Raw genomic sequence first — 17,460 nt, 5'->3', positions numbered from 1 at the left:
ACACATAGTTTTCAAACTTGTCCCGTTAGTTGAAGTAAATCTTCTTCAATTTCAGAGTACAGTTTGTCTGAATAGTCTTGAGGAACAGTAAAGTTATGTTGGTTTTCCGGTTGATTGACCGAAGCCCATCGAGCCGGAGAAGCAACCTTTACATCACCGAAGAAGGATATGGTTTTAAGATTAGACCCAGCGGCTAAATGCATAGGGCCCGTTGAAGTACTGACAAACAAAGAGAAATTACTCAACAGTAGAGCAAAGTCATAAACGCTACCCTGCGATCGGTGCAAAACCGCCTGATCCCCAAGTGCAGCATCTGCTTCAGCAATTAAAGCTTCATCATCAGGGCCAAAGGTAAACACAACCCTATATTTTTCCTGTTGAATTACTGCTTGAGCTAGACGGATATAATCCTGCAGCGTTAGGTTACCATCAGTACTCCCACCACTGCCTGGATGAAAAGCAACGATGGGGCGGTCATTTTCTAAATGATATTGCGCATTAAATGCTTCCAAAGCCCGAATTGAATCAGCCTTAGCAAAAACAAATAAAGGCGCCTGTATACCCGTTTCGATTTGGCTATCGAACGCTTTTAGAAGATCTAAGTTATAAGCAAACTCTGTTTTTTTCACCTGACTACGGCGCTGCTTAACTCGACAGTTAAACCAGATCTGCGCCAGTTTAGTCGCCGGTCCTATGCGCTTAGGAATGCCCGCTCGCCATAACAGAAAACCTAATTGTGAATCGATAAACGCAGAGATACTTACGGAGCAGTTTGCCTTTTTAACCGCCGCTAATGTAGCGCCAAGATTGTCAGGCTGATACTCAATAACCTCATCAATATAGGGTAACTGCTGCGCTAAACTAAGATTGATCTTAGATACTAAAGCAACCAAGCGCAGCTCTGGTCTAGCTGCCTTTAGGCATTGGAACATCGGCAGAGCAACAACAAAGTCGCCAATCTTGTCGTGGCGAGTAATTAAGACACTAGTTGTCATTGGCGTTCTCTGCCCTACCGCTACTGTCTTTGGCTGCCTTATTCAGCTCATACAGCTTCATATATTTATAAAAATTCGTCGCCATGTGTGAAAAGGCGATAATCAATCCTGCAGACCCATCCATAAAACCGCGCTTTAAGAAATAGGTTTTAAAGAAGGAATAGATACCATTCAAGCTTGCTTTAAGCGGCGAAGACTTCTTTATACCTTGTTTATCTTCTGCAAAAAGAGAGGAGTATTTATCAAGTTTAACGATGAACTGAGAGATATTCTGATAAGGATAGTGACGAACGGTACCTGCTAGGTTTTCGACTTCGAAGCCTTCGGTGACAACAAGCTCATGCACTTTACTGCTATTAAAGTTGGTCTTGGTACGATCATACAGACGCACGATCACATCTTTGCCCCAACAATGCTTAACTTCACGCTCTTTGTAAAAGTTACTGCGCGTAATTGAATAAACTTTATCAGAGTCTAATGAGCGTTGTGTCAATGCGGAGATAAACTCATCTGCAAGTACTTCATCCGCATCCAATGACAGCACCCAGTCATGCTTAGCATAACTGGCAGCACGTTGTTTCGTTTCACCAAAACCTAAAAATGGCCCTTCGACCAAATTCACATTCTCGAAGTTGGAAACTAGTGATTGCGTGCCATCATCCGATCCATTGTCATAGATCACCACATCGGTAAAACAGGCCAAAGCTTCCAAAACTGGAACGATGGTTTCTGCGCCATTTTTAACGATAATAACGCATGAAATATGGTCGATATTAGTCATTAACGGGCTTACCTTTTAAGCGCTTCTTGAAGTTTTTAAAGCGTTTATTCTTGTTAGAAAAGAGCTTTACCTGCTCTGCAAAATCATCAGATACAGTACTATGTTGAGCGTACTCTTTTGCAATAACGTCTAAATCTTTATCTCTTGCCCAGAGTTTTTCAAAACCCCGTGCTCGCATTTCGTTATCAAGCTCAAGCTGTAGCATGCGATTAACATCAACAATCTTAAACTCATATCCACCGTCAGTGAGCTTTCGGATCAATATATTACCCGGCGAATAATCTTTGTGAAAAAAGCCAGCATCGTGCAGCGCTAAAGAGAATCTCGCGAATGCTTTAAACACTTCAGGTCGATCAGGAAAATCTAAGTCAAGTAAGGGCTCACGGATGGTAAAATCATACGCGTAATGCTCACTGACAAAATAACTATTAGAGATTAAGCCACCATCAAAGTACTCAACATAGGCAACCGGTGTTGGCGTAAAGTCTCCCAATAACAGAGAGTTCTGATACGACTTTTCAGCTTTACTTGGTCTGAGATACGTATAAATACAACGCCTTAGTAAGTTCGGCACTTTGAAAGACTTCAAGACCAATGATTCATCTAAGCAATCAACTATCTTTAGTTCATTCCGTGCTTTATGAATGGATGTATCACTGCTATCAAACAAAGCAAGCACATCTTTCAAAATCGAACTAAAGCGCTGACAATGTGGATTTACGACTGATTTCATAAGGTTAGATGCATCTCAATGGCCTAAACAGGATCAATGCGCTACCGTTTAGGCTTAAAAGGCACAGAGCCTTTTCTACAATTTAAACAACGAATTTAGGCGCAGTTTAACATAAGCTGATTTATTCATATCATTGATTTACTCCTAAGATACATAAGGAAATTGAAACTTTCCTATTTTATCTCTGTCCTAGAAGCTTCTGAATTTAAGTAGATATTATTGATGAAAAAGCTACCTCTACTCCTCGTTATCCTAAGTGCAATTGCGGCCTTCTTTATATTTGATCTGGCCCAATACTTAAATTTGGACTTTATCAAAAGCAACCAAGCAAGCTTCGAACAGTATTACGCTGAGAACCCAATCAAGACAGTAGCGATCTTTTTTGGACTGTATGTGCTCGTTACAGGACTGTCTTTACCCGGTGCTGCCATTATGACGCTGATTGGCGGGGCACTATTTGGGCTCGTTACAGGCTTACTCATCATATCTTTCGCCAGTACCATCGGCGCAACTTTAGCGTTTCTATGCTCCCGTTTTCTGTTTCGGGAAAGCATTCAAAACCGCTTTGGTAAGCAGTTACAGTCTTTCAATGCGGGTATGGAGAAAGAAGGTGCTTTCTACCTCTTTACCTTGAGATTAGTGCCGATCTTCCCCTTCTTTATGATCAACCTAGGTATGGGCCTAACTCCAATCAAGACCTGGACCTTCTATTGGGTGAGCCAAGTAGGCATGTTGGCGGGGACTGCCGTTTATGTAAACGCGGGTACACAGCTAGGTCAGTTAGAATCTCTCTCGGGCATTTTGTCTCCAGGGATTCTGCTGTCATTTACTTTATTAGGTTTATTCCCACTGATAGCCAAGAAAGTTATCGATCTGCTTAAAGCAAAGCAGGTCTATGCCGGTATTCAAAAGCCCTCCTCCTTCGACACTAATATAGTTGTTATAGGAGCAGGCTCTGCCGGACTAGTCACCTCTTACATTGCAGCAGCAGTAAAAGCCAAAGTCAGTTTGGTCGAAAAGCATAAGATGGGAGGCGACTGTCTCAATACAGGCTGTGTCCCCTCAAAAGCTCTGATTCGTTCCGCTCGCTTTGTAGCAGATAGCAAACGTAGTCAGGAATATGGCATTGAGCACAGCGAGGTGAAGTTCAATTTCGCTGATGTTATGGAGCGAGTATCCAAAGTCGTTGAACAAGTGGAACCTCATGACTCGATTGAACGCTATACAGGATTAGGAGTCGATTGCGTGACCGGCAGCGCAACCATTCTTAACCCCTATGAAGTGGTCATAAACGGAGAGATCATCACGACCAAGAATATTGTCATTGCCACAGGCGCTAGACCACGTATCCCTGCGATCAAAAACATAGAAGCCATGCAGCCACTGACTTCGGATAACCTTTGGCAGATACGCGAATTACCGAAACGACTGTTAGTGCTCGGCGGCGGTCCAATAGGCTGCGAATTAAGTCAATGCTTTGCCCGCTTTGGTTCTGAAGTGAGCATCGTTTTACGTGGCGATCACATTATGCCCAAAGAGGACAAAGACATCTCTGACTGGGTTAGTCAGCGCTTTGATCAGGAAGGTATCAATGTCTTAGGCAATCGCAAAATGTTGGAGTTTGTTGAACGAGAGGGAAGCAAGTACCTTGTTTGCGAACATAAAGGCCAGCTGGAGGAGATTCCATTTGATCAGCTTTTGGTAGCGACTGGGCGACAAGCTAATGTGAATGGCTTTGGTTTAGAAAATTTAGACATACAAACCAAAGCTGACGGAACTCTAGAAGTAAACGAGTACTTACAAACAAAATACCCGAATATCTATGCTTGTGGTGATGTAGCAGGTCCGTACCAGTTCACGCACGCTGCAGCTCATCAAGCTTGGTATGCAGCAGTAAATGCTCTGTTCGGCCGTTTCAAGAAGTTTAAGGTGGACTACTCGGTAATCCCCGCAGCAACTTTCACCGATCCAGAAGTCGCACGTGTGGGCTTGAACGAGTTAGAAGCTAAAGAACAGAATATCGCTTACGAAGTCACCAGCTTTGATCTTGAAGAATTAGATAGAGCAATAGCAGACAGTGACAATCACGGTAAAGTTAAGGTACTAACGGTGCCGGGCAAAGATAAAATTATTGGGGCAACCATCGTGGGGCCGCACGCGGGCGAACTTATCACCGAATTTGTCACCGCCATGAAGCATGGCTTAGGCTTTAACAAAATCCTAGGTACCATTCATATTTACCCGACCATGAGCGAGGCTAACAAGTACGCGGCTGGTGAATGGAAACGGGCAAACGCTCCGCAAAAACTACTGGACTGGGTAGCGAAGTTTCACCGCTGGGAACGTGGTCAAAAGTAACGCTGTTTTACTAATTTAATAAACTCAGGCCAGGCCTGTTTTAACCATAATCTTTGATAAAGGCAGGTGATTTTAAACCAGCCTTTATCTTCATATTTTCGCGCACTGGTAGATAAAGGAACTGCACAACATTTAAGTTTTATGCCTTGCTGACGCGCATACCAAACGAAGAGGTGATCTTCACCATAAACGACAGCCTCCGGATACCCTCCTACCTGTTCAAATAAGAGCTTTGAAATTAAAAAGCCCTGATCGCCAAAGGGCACTCCCAGAAGCCGAGACCGAAGGTTCGCACCAAGCGCATTGATAGACATCCTAGAGGGCCCATCAGCAATAAAAGCGAGTGAACAATAATGCAGTCTCTCAGGGTATCGATTTAAATTTTCCAATAAGCTGGAAACTAAGCCGCTTTCGAATCGACTATCTAAGTGAATAAACCAAAGATACTGCCCCCCAGCCTCTTGTGCTCCTAGGTTCATCTGCATGGCTCGACCAGGGTCAGTACACAACCATTTCACAGAGTATTTTGATAAGCCGGTGCAACTTTGAGCTAAGCCGAGTTGTGCGTGTTTACAAACAACAAAAATCAACTCAGCGCCGTCAGGAAGGTGTTGTAAGTCGTGCAACAATCCCTGCGGGACCTCTGTTTCTATAGGCCCCACAGGAATAATGACGGAGAGGAAAGGCTTAGGCACTCAGCAGTTCCAACAGTTCTTTCTGGGATTGATTCAAGCTGTCGCGCGGCGTTAATACAGCAGATGCCAAACTGCTACGACTAGCACAATCGAACGCTTCTTCTGGGCTATTAATAAAGGCTGTGAGAACTGCCTTTGCTTTTTCTAAACTTGCACCATATCGGGCAATCACCTGCTCCACACTCACATGATGCGCAGGATCATCCATCCAGCAATCATAATCGGTCGCTATAGCGATAGTGCAATAACTGATCTGCGCTTCTTTTGCTAAAAATACTTCGGGAACGTTGGTCATCCCAACTAAGTCACACCCAGCCGCGCCTCGTAAAAAGAAACTTTCGGCTCTAGTACCTAATCGCGGCCCATCAACACAGCCATAGGTTTTATTTCGATGCAGGGCAATACCTACCGATTCACCTGCTTTTTCCAGCGCATCAGCTAAAGGTTTAGAGGTTGGCTCGGCAGTGGAAACATGGGCTGCTAAACCATTACCAAAAAAGCTCTTCTCGCGATTACCTTTTACAAAATCAAAGTACTGATCCGGCAACGATAGATCACCCGGCTTTATCTCTTCTTGCAGACTGCCGACTGCGGATAAACCGATTACCTGCGTCACGCCAAGCTTCTTTAAAGCCCAGATATTTGCACGGTAGTTTACTTCCGAGGGCAGTAACTCATGACGACGACCGTGACGTGGTAGGAAAAACAGATCTCTTTCACCCATCCGGCCTTGCAGAATAGGGGCAGAAGGGGAACCGAAAGGTGTCTCTATCTCATGCTCTCCCGTAACTTCTAACCCTTCTAACTGATATATACCTGTACCACCAATAATTCCTAACACACTCGCTCCTTACCCTTCACTACAAGATGCACCGTAAGCAAAACAGCTATAACAGCGATGATGCTTCATGCTTACTCGGTGCTCTAAACTTTCTCTTAAGCTACCGCCCAAATCGTACTCTTCGTCATCATCCACCAGCGTACAAGCATAGACGCGCATATGACCATTTTTCTTCACCACCATTTTGCTATAAGCGCACATAAAATCTTTGCGGCTCTCTTCCGTTTGGTAAGCGGTCATACATGCTGTAGTTACCTGAGGTACCTGAGGAAGGCTCCCCGGTGTGGCAAAGTCAGGGAATGCGACCAAATTAAGATCGTGAGGCAAACCATATTCAACAAAGAGTGTTTTAAATGCTTCATCAACCGACGCTTTATCTTCCTCTTTATCCATATGCCGAGCGACAGATATATGAAACCCTAGATCATATAGTTGCTTTAGGCCGTTAAGGGCGCTAACAAAATTACCCTCACCGCGCCCCGCATCATGTTCTGCTGCTGTAGGCTTATCTAGGCTTACCCGAAAACTCACGGGGTAGTTCGACTCGTTTAATGTCGCAACTTCTGCCATCCGTTTTTGGATGGCTTCCGTACCATTGGTTAACACAAGGCAGGGTTTAAACTGGGAGGCGTACGCCAATATTTTGATCAGTTGTTTAGCGAGAAATGGCTCGCCTCCGGTAAATGAAAACTGTTCAACACCAAGCTTCAGAGCTTCATCGATGTAAGGCTTCACATCCTCAAACTTAACCAGCTCCAAACGTTTATCGCCAGGTGCTGAGCCTTCTAAACAAAAAGGGCACTGCAAATTGCATGCAGTACCAGTGTGAAACCATAATTCACGTAAAGTAAAAGGGTCGATATATCCCCGTGTCTCACCTTGCGGGGTTTTATACCAATTTTCCGTATGGATACGCTGCATAAATAACCTGTTTATTCCTAACTTGTAACCATCCTGTTATTCACTATAGGCGTTATCAACTGCAGTAATGCTTGTCTTGCTGCCCGCTGATCCGATTTAAGATCCTCGATCAATCGCATCAGATCTGCTTCAAGATCAATATCATAAGTCGATTCGATATAGCCCACTGACAGCTCAGACGCTAAACAACATTCTTCGAGCCCTTGTGCTAAACGTTCAGTACTCCAAGGCAGTGCTTCGATATCCGGCCATGCGACTCCTGAAGCCATTACGGTGACGCCTCCGTCATCTGCCTTACTGCAAACAACATCATAATCAGCCATCTTATGGCAAACCTGTTGAAGAAGATCCAAGGTTAAAATCGGTGCATCTGTTCCGATAGTCACTATGTTTTGATGACCTTGTTTTCTTAATATCTGATCAACTGTATTTATCCTTTCACCAAGATTACCCGATGGCTGCGGAACCACCTGAACGTGCTCACCGCCCAGTAATCCCTCTGCCCACTCAACCTCATCAACAGACGCGGGAGCGAGTACAACCCTACCCGACCAAGCCTGCGCATCCTCAAGCGCACACTGCAACAAAGCCTTAGCAATCTCAAAAGCTGTTTCAGCACCTAATGAGGTCGCTATGCGTTGTTTACCCTGGCCAATACGAGGCTGTTTACAAAAGATTAATAGAGTGAAAGCTTTGCTCATTTACAGGAGTAACCTTGATTCAATTTTTTGATTTAGCCTAACTTATTGATAGACCTAAGCTTAACGCGATAGTTCAAGGAAAACATATTCCCACCTATTGCAAAAGTTAATCCACTCTCACCCTTCTGCTAAAACCAAGGCTGTGATACAACTCAAGCTTAAAATTTTTATCGAAGGGCTGCTATGAATCAGGTTATCCAACTTCTTAACGCACATCGTTCTATCCGAAAGTTCACTGATAAACCGGTGAGCCAAGAACAGATCAATCGTTTTGTTCAAGCAGGCCAAGCAGCAGCCACTTCGAGCTTTATACAAGCTTGCACTGTCATCCAAGTAAATGATTCAGAAAAACGTGCATCACTAGCAGAATGGGCAGGTAATCAAACCTATGTAAAAGAGGCGCCGACCTTCCTAGTCTTCTGTGCAGATATGAAACGCCATCAACTAAGTTGCGATATGCACGATGCTGAGATGCTATCTGGATTTACCGAGCAATTTATTACGGCCACGGTCGATTGCGGATTATTTGCGCAAAACGTTGCCATTGCAGCCGAATCTGAAGGGCTGGGTGTGGTTTATATTGGCGGTTTGCGGAACAAGATTGATCTGGTTTCCGACGCATTAAACCTGCCAGAACTGGTCTACCCTGTATTTGGCATGTGTATTGGTGACCCTGATCAAGACCCAGAAATGAAACCTCGTTTACCATTAGACGTGGTTCTCAAGCAGGATCAATATAATGATAGCCAAGACCAAGAATTGATTGCTGAATATGACAGAGATATTCAAGCGTATTATATGAGTCGCACCGGTGGCCAAAAAGATATGACTTGGAGCGAACAAATCTCCGGAATGCTACAAAAAGAGGCTCGCCCTCATATGCTTTCTTTTCTACAATCACGCGGATTCCTAAAAAAATAAGCCTCAGAGACAATTCGGAGGTTCGGAGAGGACAATGAGCGGCGAAATCGATACTGAAGAGTCATTAGATCTGTTACTGGCAAGACAACCTGTTTTTAATAAAAGTCAGGATGTTGTTGCATATGCCCTGCTATATAGAGGGGATGATGAAGCAACTGAACGCAAGTTCAGCGATCACTTAGCAACCTCTTCGGTCATTCTAAATACCTACGCTAGCATATGTCAGGAAGGCGAAGTCAGATCTCTACCCTGTTATATTAAGCTCACAGACAAAACCATCATGTCTGAGCATTTCCCTGAACTGCCCAAAGAACATTTCGTACTTGAAATTCTAGGCCATTCTAATATTTCTCCAGAATTCATTGAAAGGATCAAAGAACTCAATCAACTGGGTTACAGGCTCGCCTTATCTGATTACAAACCGGACCAAAAGTTTGACCCTCTTCTGAACCTAGTTCACATTCTTAAAATGGATCTTCAGTCTATTCCATCAGAATCCATTCCTGAACTGGTTAAGAAACTTCGCCCTTACCATTTAGAGCTTCTGGCTGACAAGGTCGAAACACAAGAAGAGTTCAGAAAATGCTACGAGTTAGGTTTCTCGTTGTTTCAAGGCTATTTTTTAAGCAAACCAGAGCCTGTGAAAGGGAAAAAGCTCGGTAGCAGCAAGATGCTTCTCCTGCAGATGATGGTTGAACTTCAAAGTCCTACAGCCACTGCTCAATCTGTTGAGCAACTGGTCATTAACGATCCTCTTTTGACCTATAGGATCTTAAGAGTTGTAAATTCAGCCGCATTTAGTATAAATCGCGAAATAGAATCCCTCTCCCACGCAATCAGCCTCCTTGGTTTTGAACAGATTCGTAAATGGGTTAGCTTGTTTCTCGTAACAGACACTCAGGAAAAACCTGTCGAATTGACTCGCAGTATGCTTATCCGTGGAAGAATGTGTGAACTCCTTGCGGAGATGCTTGGCCGAGACCAACCGATAAATAACTTTATCACGGGGTTATTTTCAAAACTGGATGTTTTGTTAGACATGGAGCTGCCTGAATTACTAGAGCAAGTTCCCTTACAGGATGACGTTAAAGCAGCACTAATTAACTACGAAGGCCAGCTTGGTCAGATCTTAGAACAGGTCAGCAAATACGAAGAGGGCGACTTTGAGCAGATCGATCTTTTGCTAGATCAACAATATTATGAAGTAGCATACAGGCATAGTTTGAACTGGTCACAACAAGTGATGCAATCTCTAAGTAATAAATAACAGACTCATTCGTGCCCATTCTTGAGAATATCGAACTCACCCTGCTGCTAATTTTTGCGGCAGCAGGGACTTCATTTATTACTGCCGCTATGGGGATTGGTGGCGGTGTTCTATTACTGGTAATTCTCGCCTCTTTTCTGCCTGCTTCAGCACTAATACCAGTTCACGGCCTTGTTCAGCTAGGATCCAACGGCAATCGTGCGATTGTTACTCGACAACATATCGACTGGGAGATGGTGATTAGTTTTAGTATCGGCGCCCTAATCGGATCGGCACTCGCCTCACTTATCGTTGTACAACTACCCCTGACGTTTATCCAAATTTCCGTTGCCCTATTTATTCTTTTTCTAGTCTGGGGCCCAAAGCCCGGTACGCATCAAATGAGCAAAAACGGCCTCGTCGTAGCGGGTGCAAGTACAACCTTCGCATCCATTTTTGTCGGCGCAACTGGTCCTCTAGTGGCTGGCTTAGTACACAGGCAAAATTACGACAAACACAGCAGCACCGCCAACTTTGCCACCTGCATGAGCATGCAGCACTTACTCAAGATATTTGTATTTTCGTTTGTGGGGTTTGCTTTCTGGCAGTGGTTGCCACTGATCTTGCTGATGATTTTTGGCGGGATGGTAGGCACTTGGCTCGGACTGAAAATGCTCAACCGCATCCCAGATAAGCAGTTTAAAATGCTTTTCAAAACCGTTATTACAATTCTAGCATTACGGTTATTGTGGCAAGCAGGTACTAGCTTTCTAGGCTAAGAATACTTCCCGTATGTAATCAGGCACAAAAAAGGCAGCCTAAGCTGCCTTTTTACCTCTACAATAACGACACGTATTTAGAATAATTTTTCCAGTTTAGAAAGATCTCGAACAGCACCTTTATCAGCTGATGTTGCCAACATACCGAATGCTTTCAGTGCAGCAGAAACCTTACGTGGACGAGGCTCAACAGGTTTCCAGCCTAGCTTATCCTGCTCTGCACGGCGTTCTGCTAGCTCTTCATCAGAAAGCAGTACATCGATTGTACGGTTAGGGATATCGATACGGATAATATCGCCGTTACGCACCAGACCGATTGCACCACCTGCTGCAGCTTCTGGAGAAACGTGACCGATCGACAGACCAGAAGTACCACCAGAGAAACGACCGTCAGTCAGCAATGCACAGGCTTTACCTAAACCTTTAGACTTGATGTAAGAGGTTGGGTAAAGCATCTCCTGCATACCCGGGCCACCTTTAGGGCCTTCGTAACGTACGATAACAACTTCGCCCGCTACTACTTTATCATCAAGGATATTCTGAACCGCTTCGTCTTGAGATTCCGTGATGTGTGCAGGACCTTCGAATACAAGGATAGACTCGTCTACACCGGCAGATTTAACCACACAGCCATCTAGCGCGATGTTACCTTTCAATACAGCAAGACCACCTTCCAAAGAGAACGCATTCTCTAATGAACGGATACAACCATTCTCACGGTCGCCATCCAGCGTTGGCCAGCGTGTAGATTGACTAAATGCTGTCTGAGTTGGGATGCCCGCAGGGCCAGCACGATAAAACTCCAACACTTCTGGAGTTGGGTTACGCATGATATCCCACTTATCCAGTGCATCTTTCATCGTCGGAGCGTGAACCGTTGGCACATCTGTATGTAGCTTACCGGCACGATCAAGCTCACCCAAAATTCCCATAATGCCACCAGCACGATGAACATCTTCAATGTGATATTCAGGAGTATTTGGCGCTACTTTACATAGCTGAGGCACTACACGGGATAGACGATCAATATCGTCCATTGTGAAATCAATCTCAGCTTCCTGCGCAATCGCTAGCAAGTGCAAGATAGTGTTAGTGGAACCACCCATCGCAATATCAAGCGTAATGCAGTTTTCAAACGCTTTAAAACCAACAGAGCGCGGAAGAACAGATTCATCGTCCTGCTCGTAGTAGCGTTTAGCCAAATCTACAATCGTACGACCCGCTTCTAGGAACAAGTTTTCACGATCAGCGTGAGTTGCAACCACAGTACCGTTACCAGGAAGTGCAAGACCTAGAGCCTCTGCCAAACAGTTCATAGAGTTCGCTGTGAACATGCCAGAACAAGAACCACAAGTCGGGCAAGCTGAACGCTCTACTGCATCAACTTCTTCGTCAGATGCATTTGGATCTGCGGCAAGTACCATCGCGTCAACTAGATCCAGCTTGTGCTCAGCCAGTTTAGTTTTACCCGCTTCCATTGGGCCGCCAGTAACGAAGATTACTGGGATATTTAGACGCATAGACGCCATCAGCATGCCCGGTGTGATCTTGTCACAGTTAGAGATACAAACAATAGCATCTGCACAGTGTGCATTTACCATGTACTCAACAGAGTCAGCGATAATGTCACGAGATGGCAAAGAGTAAAGCATGCCGTCATGACCCATCGCGATACCATCATCGACTGCGATAGTATTGAATTCTTTAGCAACACCACCCGCCTTTTCAATTTCGCGAGCAACCAGCTGTCCCATGTCTTTCAGGTGTACGTGACCTGGAACAAACTGAGTAAATGAGTTTGCCACAGCAATAATTGGCTTATGGAAATCCTCATCCTTCATACCTGTAGCACGCCATAAAGCACGTGCACCCGCCATATTACGACCTGCCGTCGATGTCTTTGAGCGATATTGTGGCATTTCAATGACCCTTGTTTGTAATAATTTTGCGTAGTTATCGAGTATAACAGAACCGTTGCGAAAACCGTCGTTCCAATATTGCTTTGTTCGCAACAGCATATACCACGAAATGCGTTACCAAATGCACGGGGCTAATCCGACCAATAGATTAAAATTATGCATGTTCCACCCCTTGCAGAGTCGAAGCCCGCACTCTAATCTTGGCAGCTTAGTTGTGTTAGAGGTTAATCATGTCCAACTTAGATAAAAAAGAGATTCGCTCTGACAAGTGGATGCAACTCTTCATCAAATCAGGCGTTCCTATCGCCATCATCAGCATTATCTGCTTGTGGGTGGGCTGGTTTTTCAAAATCCCTTCCCTAGGCCAGATATTCATTGTTACTGCAGCAATCGCGCTTGCGATAGGTATGGCTTACAACGTTCGCTTTGTCATTCTTTCCGTTAGACAATTAAAAGAAAAACAAAAGAAAGACTGATCCGCTTCCAAAAACTCGATTTCTCTCTAGGAAAGTTCTGTGGGGAAGCCTTCCTCACAGAATACCATTCACTTACGATACAGTTTCGCGCCCGTAAGCTAGGCTATAGATTCTCTAGATAAGTAATTTATCTGGTCACACGAACTATTTACTATCCATTCCATTGTACGGGATACTTAGAAACTAACGGCCCATTCTGCATTCTTCCGAGAGTCAGATTTTAAGGCTTAATATTCTATTGTTTGTGTAATCTGAATAGTGACCTGCACCAATGAGGTTTTTCCACATGCTCAAGCAGCAGATTCGATATGCTGTATTGTTACTAAGCCTAATGACTGGCCTAGCACCAGTGGCAATGGCAGATGATTCGCCATTAACACTCAAACAAGCCATGACCGCCGCGATTGAAGCAAGCGGTGGTGAAGTGATAAAAACAGAGACTACTGAATTTAAAGGACGTGCCGTTTTTAAAATACGCCTCGTTAAAGAGGGTCATGTTAAAGATATCTTGATCGACGCCAAAAGCGGCGCCGTGATTACCCCCAAATAAGGAGTTAAATACAATGAAGTTACTTGTTGTTGAAGACGATCCAGATCTACGCCGCCAACTGACGACAGCCTTAGAGGGTAACAACTACACAGTTGAAGAAACTGCTGATGGTGAAGAAGCACTATACATGGGCCAAGAATATCCATACGACCTCGCAATAGTCGATCTTGGTCTACCAAAGCTTTCTGGGATTGAAGTCATCAAGAAATGGCGCGCAGAAGGTAAAGAGTTTCCGATTATCATTCTGACCGCCCGCGGCGACTGGCAAGACAAAGTAGAAGGTTTAGAAGCAGGTGCAGATGATTACCTGGTCAAACCTTTCCATATGGAAGAGCTACATGCACGCCTAAACGCTTTATTACGCAGAGCAGCAGGTCACGCGAAACCTGTGCTTGAGTTTGGCCCGCTCAAAATCGATACCACTGGCCGCGTTGTTTACCGCAACGGCGAACCGGTTAAGCTAACAAGCTATGAGTATCGCACCTTCGAATACTTGGTATTAAATACAGGCAAGACTATTTCAAAGAGCGAGTTAACTGAACACTTGTATCACCAGGACTTCGACCGCGACAGTAATGTACTGGAAGTATTTATCCGTCGTTTACGTCAGAAACTGGACCCTGATCAAGAGTTACAGCCGATCACTACCGTACGCGGGCTCGGCTACCGTTTCGCCCTCACAACTGATCAGCCAAACGACTAAGGATAGTTCGTGAATATTCGATCTCCCCTGCAGTCATTGCAGGGGCGACTGTTGATTGCATCAACAGTCATTCTTCCAATCGTTCTTCTTATTGCAGGATTAGCCTTGAGCAAGGCTTACCACAGCAGTTTAGAAAATTCGGTGAGAGACCGTTTGCAGCTACAGGTTTACCTGCTCCTTGGTGCAGTAGAACTGAAAGAGGATCATATTCTCTTCCCTGAGCGATTACAGGAACCTCGCTACGAACAGATTAATTCCGGTTTATATGCCGCTATACATGATCAAGAGGGCAATATTCTCTGGCGTTCTCTATCATCTGTACTTCTAGACGACCCTCAGCTTTCTGAAGTGATAAACCTTAGCGGATTAACCACTGGCGAGCCGAGGTTTGAACATTTGGAAGAGGCACAACTCTACCGATTCCAACTACGCATCATTTGGGAAACAGCAGGCAAAGAAAAGTCATTTCTGTTTACCGTAATGGAATCAGATGATCTCGTGATTCGCGATATCCAAGCTTATAACCAACAGTTAACGGCTTGGCTTGGCATCATTTTCCTCGTTGCGCTATTGGCGCAAACCTTCATCCTCAGTTGGGGCTTAACACCATTAAGGCGACTCGCTAAAGATCTTAAGGCGATTGAAGCTGGTAAAGCGGAGAAACTTAAAGGCCTTTACCCTGATGAAGTTGAACCGGTAACCACTAACCTTAACGGCTTAATTGAGAGTGAGCGAAAACAGCGAGAACGTTATCGAAATACCTTGGGGGATCTAGCTCATAGTCTGAAAACTCCACTTGCGGTAATGCGTGGCGCGGAGCTAGAAGAACACGAACTGCACACCTATCAATCTCTGGTATCTGAGCAAGTGGAACGCATGGATCAGATTGTTCAGTATCAGTTGAGCCGTGCAGTGAAGAGCAAGAACAAGCCTCTCGGTAAAGCGGTCCCTGTTGAGCCCATCATAGAACGAATGCTCTCGGCTCTTGGCAAAGTCTATCGAAATAAAAATGTTGTTACTGAAACATCTTTATCAGAAAACCTGACCTTCTTTGGAGATGAACGCGATCTCATGGAAGTGTTGGGTATGATCATGGAAAACGCGTTTAAGTACGGTCATAGTCAGGTTGCTATCTCTGCATCACAATCTGATCAAGAGTTAAAAATAACCATCTGTGATGACGGCCCCGGAGTAACACCAGAGATGCGCCAAGTCATTTTACAACGCGGCGCTCGCTTGGATACGTTAATTCAAGGACAAGGGATTGGCTTATCTGTAGCCACCGATATTATCAGTAGCTACCAAGGTCAGATTGAAGTGAAAGACTCCCCACTTGGCGGAGCCTGCTTTGTGATTCACTTCCCAAGTTAAAGATTAAGCATAAACACTTTGGAATTGCGCTGGAGATTAAACAGCGCTTTCTTCTCACCCGGCAAGTTATCCACAGGGGTTTCGACAAAACCACGCTCAACAAACCAATGCGCCGTCTTAGTTGTCAGCACAAACACCTGCTTAAGGTTGTGCTGCAGCGCTTGCTGTTCAATCGCTTTAAGCAGCTTATCGCCTCGTTCAGCCCCTTTATATTCTGACGAAACGACCACACAAGCCAACTCTGCCATCTGGTCTTCTGGGAACGGATATAGAGCAGCACAGCCAATCACCACGCCATCACGTTCGATAAGCGTGAAACGTTCGATCTCATTTTCTAAGACTTCACGCGAACGCCTTACCAGGGTGCCATCCTGCTCTAAAGGTTGGATCAATTCTAACACCGCACCTACATCTTCAATCGTTGCAGAACGAAGCTGCTCGTAGGAATCTTGCAGCACCATAGTACCCGAACCATCACGGGTAAATAATTCACCTAGTAAAGCACCGTCTTCTTTATAACTGATAAGATGGCAACGACGCACACCCTTGCGACAAGCAGCAACTGCGGCTTCTAAATGACGCGACATTTCCGTATGTGGTTGGTCTGTATCTTCCAATGAAGATAGATACTGCCCAACCAAGCGTTCAGCCTTGCGGGTCAATAACTCACTACGCAATTTGCCCGAGCTATCCAAAACACCTTGATCCGCACCAAACAAAATCAACTTATCAGCATCTAAAGCACTGGCAGCAGCCGTCGCCACATCCTCAACAGATAAGTTAAAAACTTCACCTGTTGGTGAGTAGCCTAAGTGAGAAAGCAGAACGATATTGCCATCATCCAACTGCTGGGTAATAGCATCATGATCTAAACGCCGCACTTCACCCGTATGAGCCATATCAACGCCGTCCAAAACACCAACGGGCTTCGCAGTCACAAAGTTGCCAGAAACCACCTTAATGCGCGCACCCGCCATAGGCGTATTAGGTAAACCCAAAGACAATCTCGCTTCAATTTCGGCCCGCACAATAGCAGAAGCTTGAATCACACAAGTCAAAGTTTCTTGATCGGTCACGCGAAGGTGATGATGCAAACGTGTTGTTAACTGCTTTTGTGCAAGTTGCTCTTCAACCTGTGGTCGCGACCCATAGACCAGAATCAAGCGCACACCTAAGCTATTTAGCAAGGCGATATCATGCACGATGTTGGCAAAGTTAGGATCAGCAACGGTTTCCCCACTCAACATCAACACAAAGGTATTTCCCCGATGCGCATTGATATAAGGAGAGGAGTGGCGGAACCAATTGACGTATTGTTTAGTGTCGTCGTTCACAGTCAGTCTACAAGCAGTTTTCAATGATTAGGTCTATAACGGCTACTGTAGGCTTAATCGGCACAAAAGCCAAATATTCATCCATCTGAACATTACTCGGCAAGAGTGATTTAAAGCCCTATCTTAGTGCGTTAGA

The 17,460-nt window shown here is 44.8% G+C and carries 17 protein-coding genes; 8 read left to right on the top strand and 9 right to left on the bottom strand.

From position 1 onward, the window contains the following. Positions 1 to 11: 11 nt before the first annotated feature. Genes ACMXYO_RS01395 through ACMXYO_RS01385 form a run of 3 tightly spaced genes read right to left on the bottom strand, consistent with a single transcriptional unit; the run spans position 12 to position 2,509 of the window. Positions 12 to 995 (bottom strand): glycosyltransferase family 9 protein, encoded by a 984-nt coding sequence (locus ACMXYO_RS01395; protein WP_415886658.1) that lies wholly within the window; start codon positions 993 to 995, stop codon positions 12 to 14. After that, positions 985 to 1,776 carry a glycosyltransferase family 2 protein gene (locus ACMXYO_RS01390; protein ID WP_415886657.1) on the bottom strand — a complete coding sequence of 264 codons (792 nt, stop codon included), beginning with the start codon at positions 1,774 to 1,776 and terminating at the stop codon, positions 985 to 987. Before ACMXYO_RS01390 ends, ACMXYO_RS01395 begins: the two co-directional genes overlap by 11 nt. Next, positions 1,769 to 2,509 carry a hypothetical protein gene (locus tag ACMXYO_RS01385; RefSeq protein WP_415886656.1) on the bottom strand — a complete coding sequence of 247 codons (741 nt, stop codon included), beginning with the start codon at positions 2,507 to 2,509 and terminating at the stop codon, positions 1,769 to 1,771. Before ACMXYO_RS01385 ends, ACMXYO_RS01390 begins: the two co-directional genes overlap by 8 nt. A gap of 222 nt (positions 2,510 to 2,731) precedes the next feature. Here ACMXYO_RS01385 and lpdA point away from each other — a divergent pair, with 222 nt between their 5' ends. Continuing rightward, positions 2,732 to 4,867 carry a dihydrolipoyl dehydrogenase gene (gene lpdA / locus ACMXYO_RS01380; RefSeq protein WP_415886655.1) on the top strand — a complete coding sequence of 712 codons (2,136 nt, stop codon included), beginning with the start codon at positions 2,732 to 2,734 and terminating at the stop codon, positions 4,865 to 4,867. Here the strand turns inward: lpdA and ACMXYO_RS01375 are convergent. From ACMXYO_RS01375 to ACMXYO_RS01360, 4 genes are read right to left on the bottom strand one after another with little or no spacing between them, the layout of a single operon-like run. Then, a complete protein-coding gene (locus ACMXYO_RS01375; RefSeq protein WP_415886654.1) occupies positions 4,858 to 5,562 on the bottom strand; it encodes a hypothetical protein in 705 nt (234 codons plus the stop codon). The genes lpdA and ACMXYO_RS01375 overlap by 10 nt on opposite strands. Next, the gene (locus ACMXYO_RS01370) at positions 5,555 to 6,403 is read right to left on the bottom strand and encodes an MTAP family purine nucleoside phosphorylase (RefSeq protein WP_415886653.1); all 849 of its coding nucleotides are present in this window, start codon (positions 6,401 to 6,403) and stop codon (positions 5,555 to 5,557) included. Before ACMXYO_RS01370 ends, ACMXYO_RS01375 begins: the two co-directional genes overlap by 8 nt. A gap of 9 nt (positions 6,404 to 6,412) precedes the next feature. Continuing rightward, positions 6,413 to 7,324, bottom strand: coding sequence for a radical SAM protein (locus tag ACMXYO_RS01365; RefSeq protein ID WP_415886652.1), 912 nt, complete (start codon positions 7,322 to 7,324; stop codon positions 6,413 to 6,415). 17 nt (positions 7,325 to 7,341) lie between these two features. After that, entirely contained in the window at positions 7,342 to 8,025 is a 684-nt protein-coding gene (locus ACMXYO_RS01360) for a TIGR04282 family arsenosugar biosynthesis glycosyltransferase (protein ID WP_415886650.1), read from the bottom strand. Positions 8,026 to 8,208: 183 nt separating this feature from the next. On the opposite strand from ACMXYO_RS01360, the gene nfsA reads away from it, so the two are divergent. From nfsA to ACMXYO_RS01345, 3 genes are read left to right on the top strand one after another with little or no spacing between them, the layout of a single operon-like run. After that, complete coding sequence (gene nfsA / locus ACMXYO_RS01355; protein WP_415886649.1) at positions 8,209 to 8,946, top strand: oxygen-insensitive NADPH nitroreductase; 738 nt, start codon at positions 8,209 to 8,211, stop codon at positions 8,944 to 8,946. Positions 8,947 to 8,980: 34 nt separating this feature from the next. Continuing rightward, entirely contained in the window at positions 8,981 to 10,213 is a 1,233-nt protein-coding gene (locus tag ACMXYO_RS01350) for an EAL and HDOD domain-containing protein (protein WP_415886648.1), read from the top strand. Between the two features lie 11 nt (positions 10,214 to 10,224). Beyond that, a complete protein-coding gene (locus tag ACMXYO_RS01345) occupies positions 10,225 to 10,971 on the top strand; it encodes a sulfite exporter TauE/SafE family protein (protein WP_415886647.1) in 747 nt (248 codons plus the stop codon). Between the two features lie 77 nt (positions 10,972 to 11,048). Here the strand turns inward: ACMXYO_RS01345 and ilvD are convergent, their stop codons facing one another. Next, positions 11,049 to 12,890, bottom strand: coding sequence for a dihydroxy-acid dehydratase (gene ilvD / locus ACMXYO_RS01340; RefSeq protein WP_415886646.1), 1,842 nt, complete (start codon positions 12,888 to 12,890; stop codon positions 11,049 to 11,051). A gap of 230 nt (positions 12,891 to 13,120) precedes the next feature. On the opposite strand from ilvD, the gene ACMXYO_RS01335 reads away from it, so the two are divergent. The 4 genes from ACMXYO_RS01335 to ACMXYO_RS01320 all read left to right on the top strand — a co-directional run bounded on the left by ACMXYO_RS01335 (position 13,121) and on the right by ACMXYO_RS01320 (position 15,990). Beyond that, positions 13,121 to 13,366 carry a hypothetical protein gene (locus ACMXYO_RS01335; RefSeq protein ID WP_415883180.1) on the top strand — a complete coding sequence of 82 codons (246 nt, stop codon included), beginning with the start codon at positions 13,121 to 13,123 and terminating at the stop codon, positions 13,364 to 13,366. 286 nt (positions 13,367 to 13,652) lie between these two features. After that, positions 13,653 to 13,916: a PepSY domain-containing protein gene (locus tag ACMXYO_RS01330; protein ID WP_415883179.1), complete on the top strand. Its 264-nt coding sequence runs from the start codon at positions 13,653 to 13,655 to the stop codon at positions 13,914 to 13,916. Positions 13,917 to 13,929: 13 nt separating this feature from the next. Then, positions 13,930 to 14,619, top strand: coding sequence for a response regulator transcription factor (locus ACMXYO_RS01325; protein ID WP_415886645.1), 690 nt, complete (start codon positions 13,930 to 13,932; stop codon positions 14,617 to 14,619). Positions 14,620 to 14,628: 9 nt separating this feature from the next. Continuing rightward, the gene (locus tag ACMXYO_RS01320) at positions 14,629 to 15,990 is read left to right on the top strand and encodes an ATP-binding protein (protein WP_415886643.1); all 1,362 of its coding nucleotides are present in this window, start codon (positions 14,629 to 14,631) and stop codon (positions 15,988 to 15,990) included. Here ACMXYO_RS01320 and argA read toward each other — a convergent pair. Further along, the gene (gene argA, locus ACMXYO_RS01315; protein ID WP_415886642.1) at positions 15,987 to 17,324 is read right to left on the bottom strand and encodes an amino-acid N-acetyltransferase; all 1,338 of its coding nucleotides are present in this window, start codon (positions 17,322 to 17,324) and stop codon (positions 15,987 to 15,989) included. The genes ACMXYO_RS01320 and argA overlap by 4 nt on opposite strands. Positions 17,325 to 17,460: the final 136 nt, after the last annotated feature.

Source organism: Neptuniibacter sp. QD37_6, assembly GCF_047778085.1.
GTDB lineage: Bacteria > Pseudomonadota > Gammaproteobacteria > Pseudomonadales > Balneatricaceae > Neptuniibacter.
This window is presented reverse-complemented; position numbering and strand designations above follow the sequence as displayed.

What these genes read in the sequence shown, in the direction of transcription:
- ACMXYO_RS01395 (WP_415886658.1), bottom strand. Translation starts at nt 995, where the DNA reads ATGACAACTAGTGTCTTAATTACTCGCCACGACAAGATTGGCGACTTT.
- ACMXYO_RS01390 (WP_415886657.1), bottom strand. Translation starts at nt 1,776, where the DNA reads ATGACTAATATCGACCATATTTCATGCGTTATTATCGTTAAAAATGGC.
- ACMXYO_RS01385 (WP_415886656.1), bottom strand. Translation starts at nt 2,509, where the DNA reads ATGAAATCAGTCGTAAATCCACATTGTCAGCGCTTTAGTTCGATTTTG.
- lpdA (WP_415886655.1), top strand. Translation starts at nt 2,732, where the DNA reads ATGAAAAAGCTACCTCTACTCCTCGTTATCCTAAGTGCAATTGCGGCC.
- ACMXYO_RS01365 (WP_415886652.1), bottom strand. Translation starts at nt 7,324, where the DNA reads ATGCAGCGTATCCATACGGAAAATTGGTATAAAACCCCGCAAGGTGAG.
- ACMXYO_RS01360 (WP_415886650.1), bottom strand. Translation starts at nt 8,025, where the DNA reads ATGAGCAAAGCTTTCACTCTATTAATCTTTTGTAAACAGCCTCGTATT.
- nfsA (WP_415886649.1), top strand. Translation starts at nt 8,209, where the DNA reads ATGAATCAGGTTATCCAACTTCTTAACGCACATCGTTCTATCCGAAAG.
- ACMXYO_RS01350 (WP_415886648.1), top strand. Translation starts at nt 8,981, where the DNA reads ATGAGCGGCGAAATCGATACTGAAGAGTCATTAGATCTGTTACTGGCA.
- ilvD (WP_415886646.1), bottom strand. Translation starts at nt 12,890, where the DNA reads ATGCCACAATATCGCTCAAAGACATCGACGGCAGGTCGTAATATGGCG.
- ACMXYO_RS01335 (WP_415883180.1), top strand. Translation starts at nt 13,121, where the DNA reads ATGTCCAACTTAGATAAAAAAGAGATTCGCTCTGACAAGTGGATGCAA.
- ACMXYO_RS01330 (WP_415883179.1), top strand. Translation starts at nt 13,653, where the DNA reads ATGCTCAAGCAGCAGATTCGATATGCTGTATTGTTACTAAGCCTAATG.
- ACMXYO_RS01325 (WP_415886645.1), top strand. Translation starts at nt 13,930, where the DNA reads ATGAAGTTACTTGTTGTTGAAGACGATCCAGATCTACGCCGCCAACTG.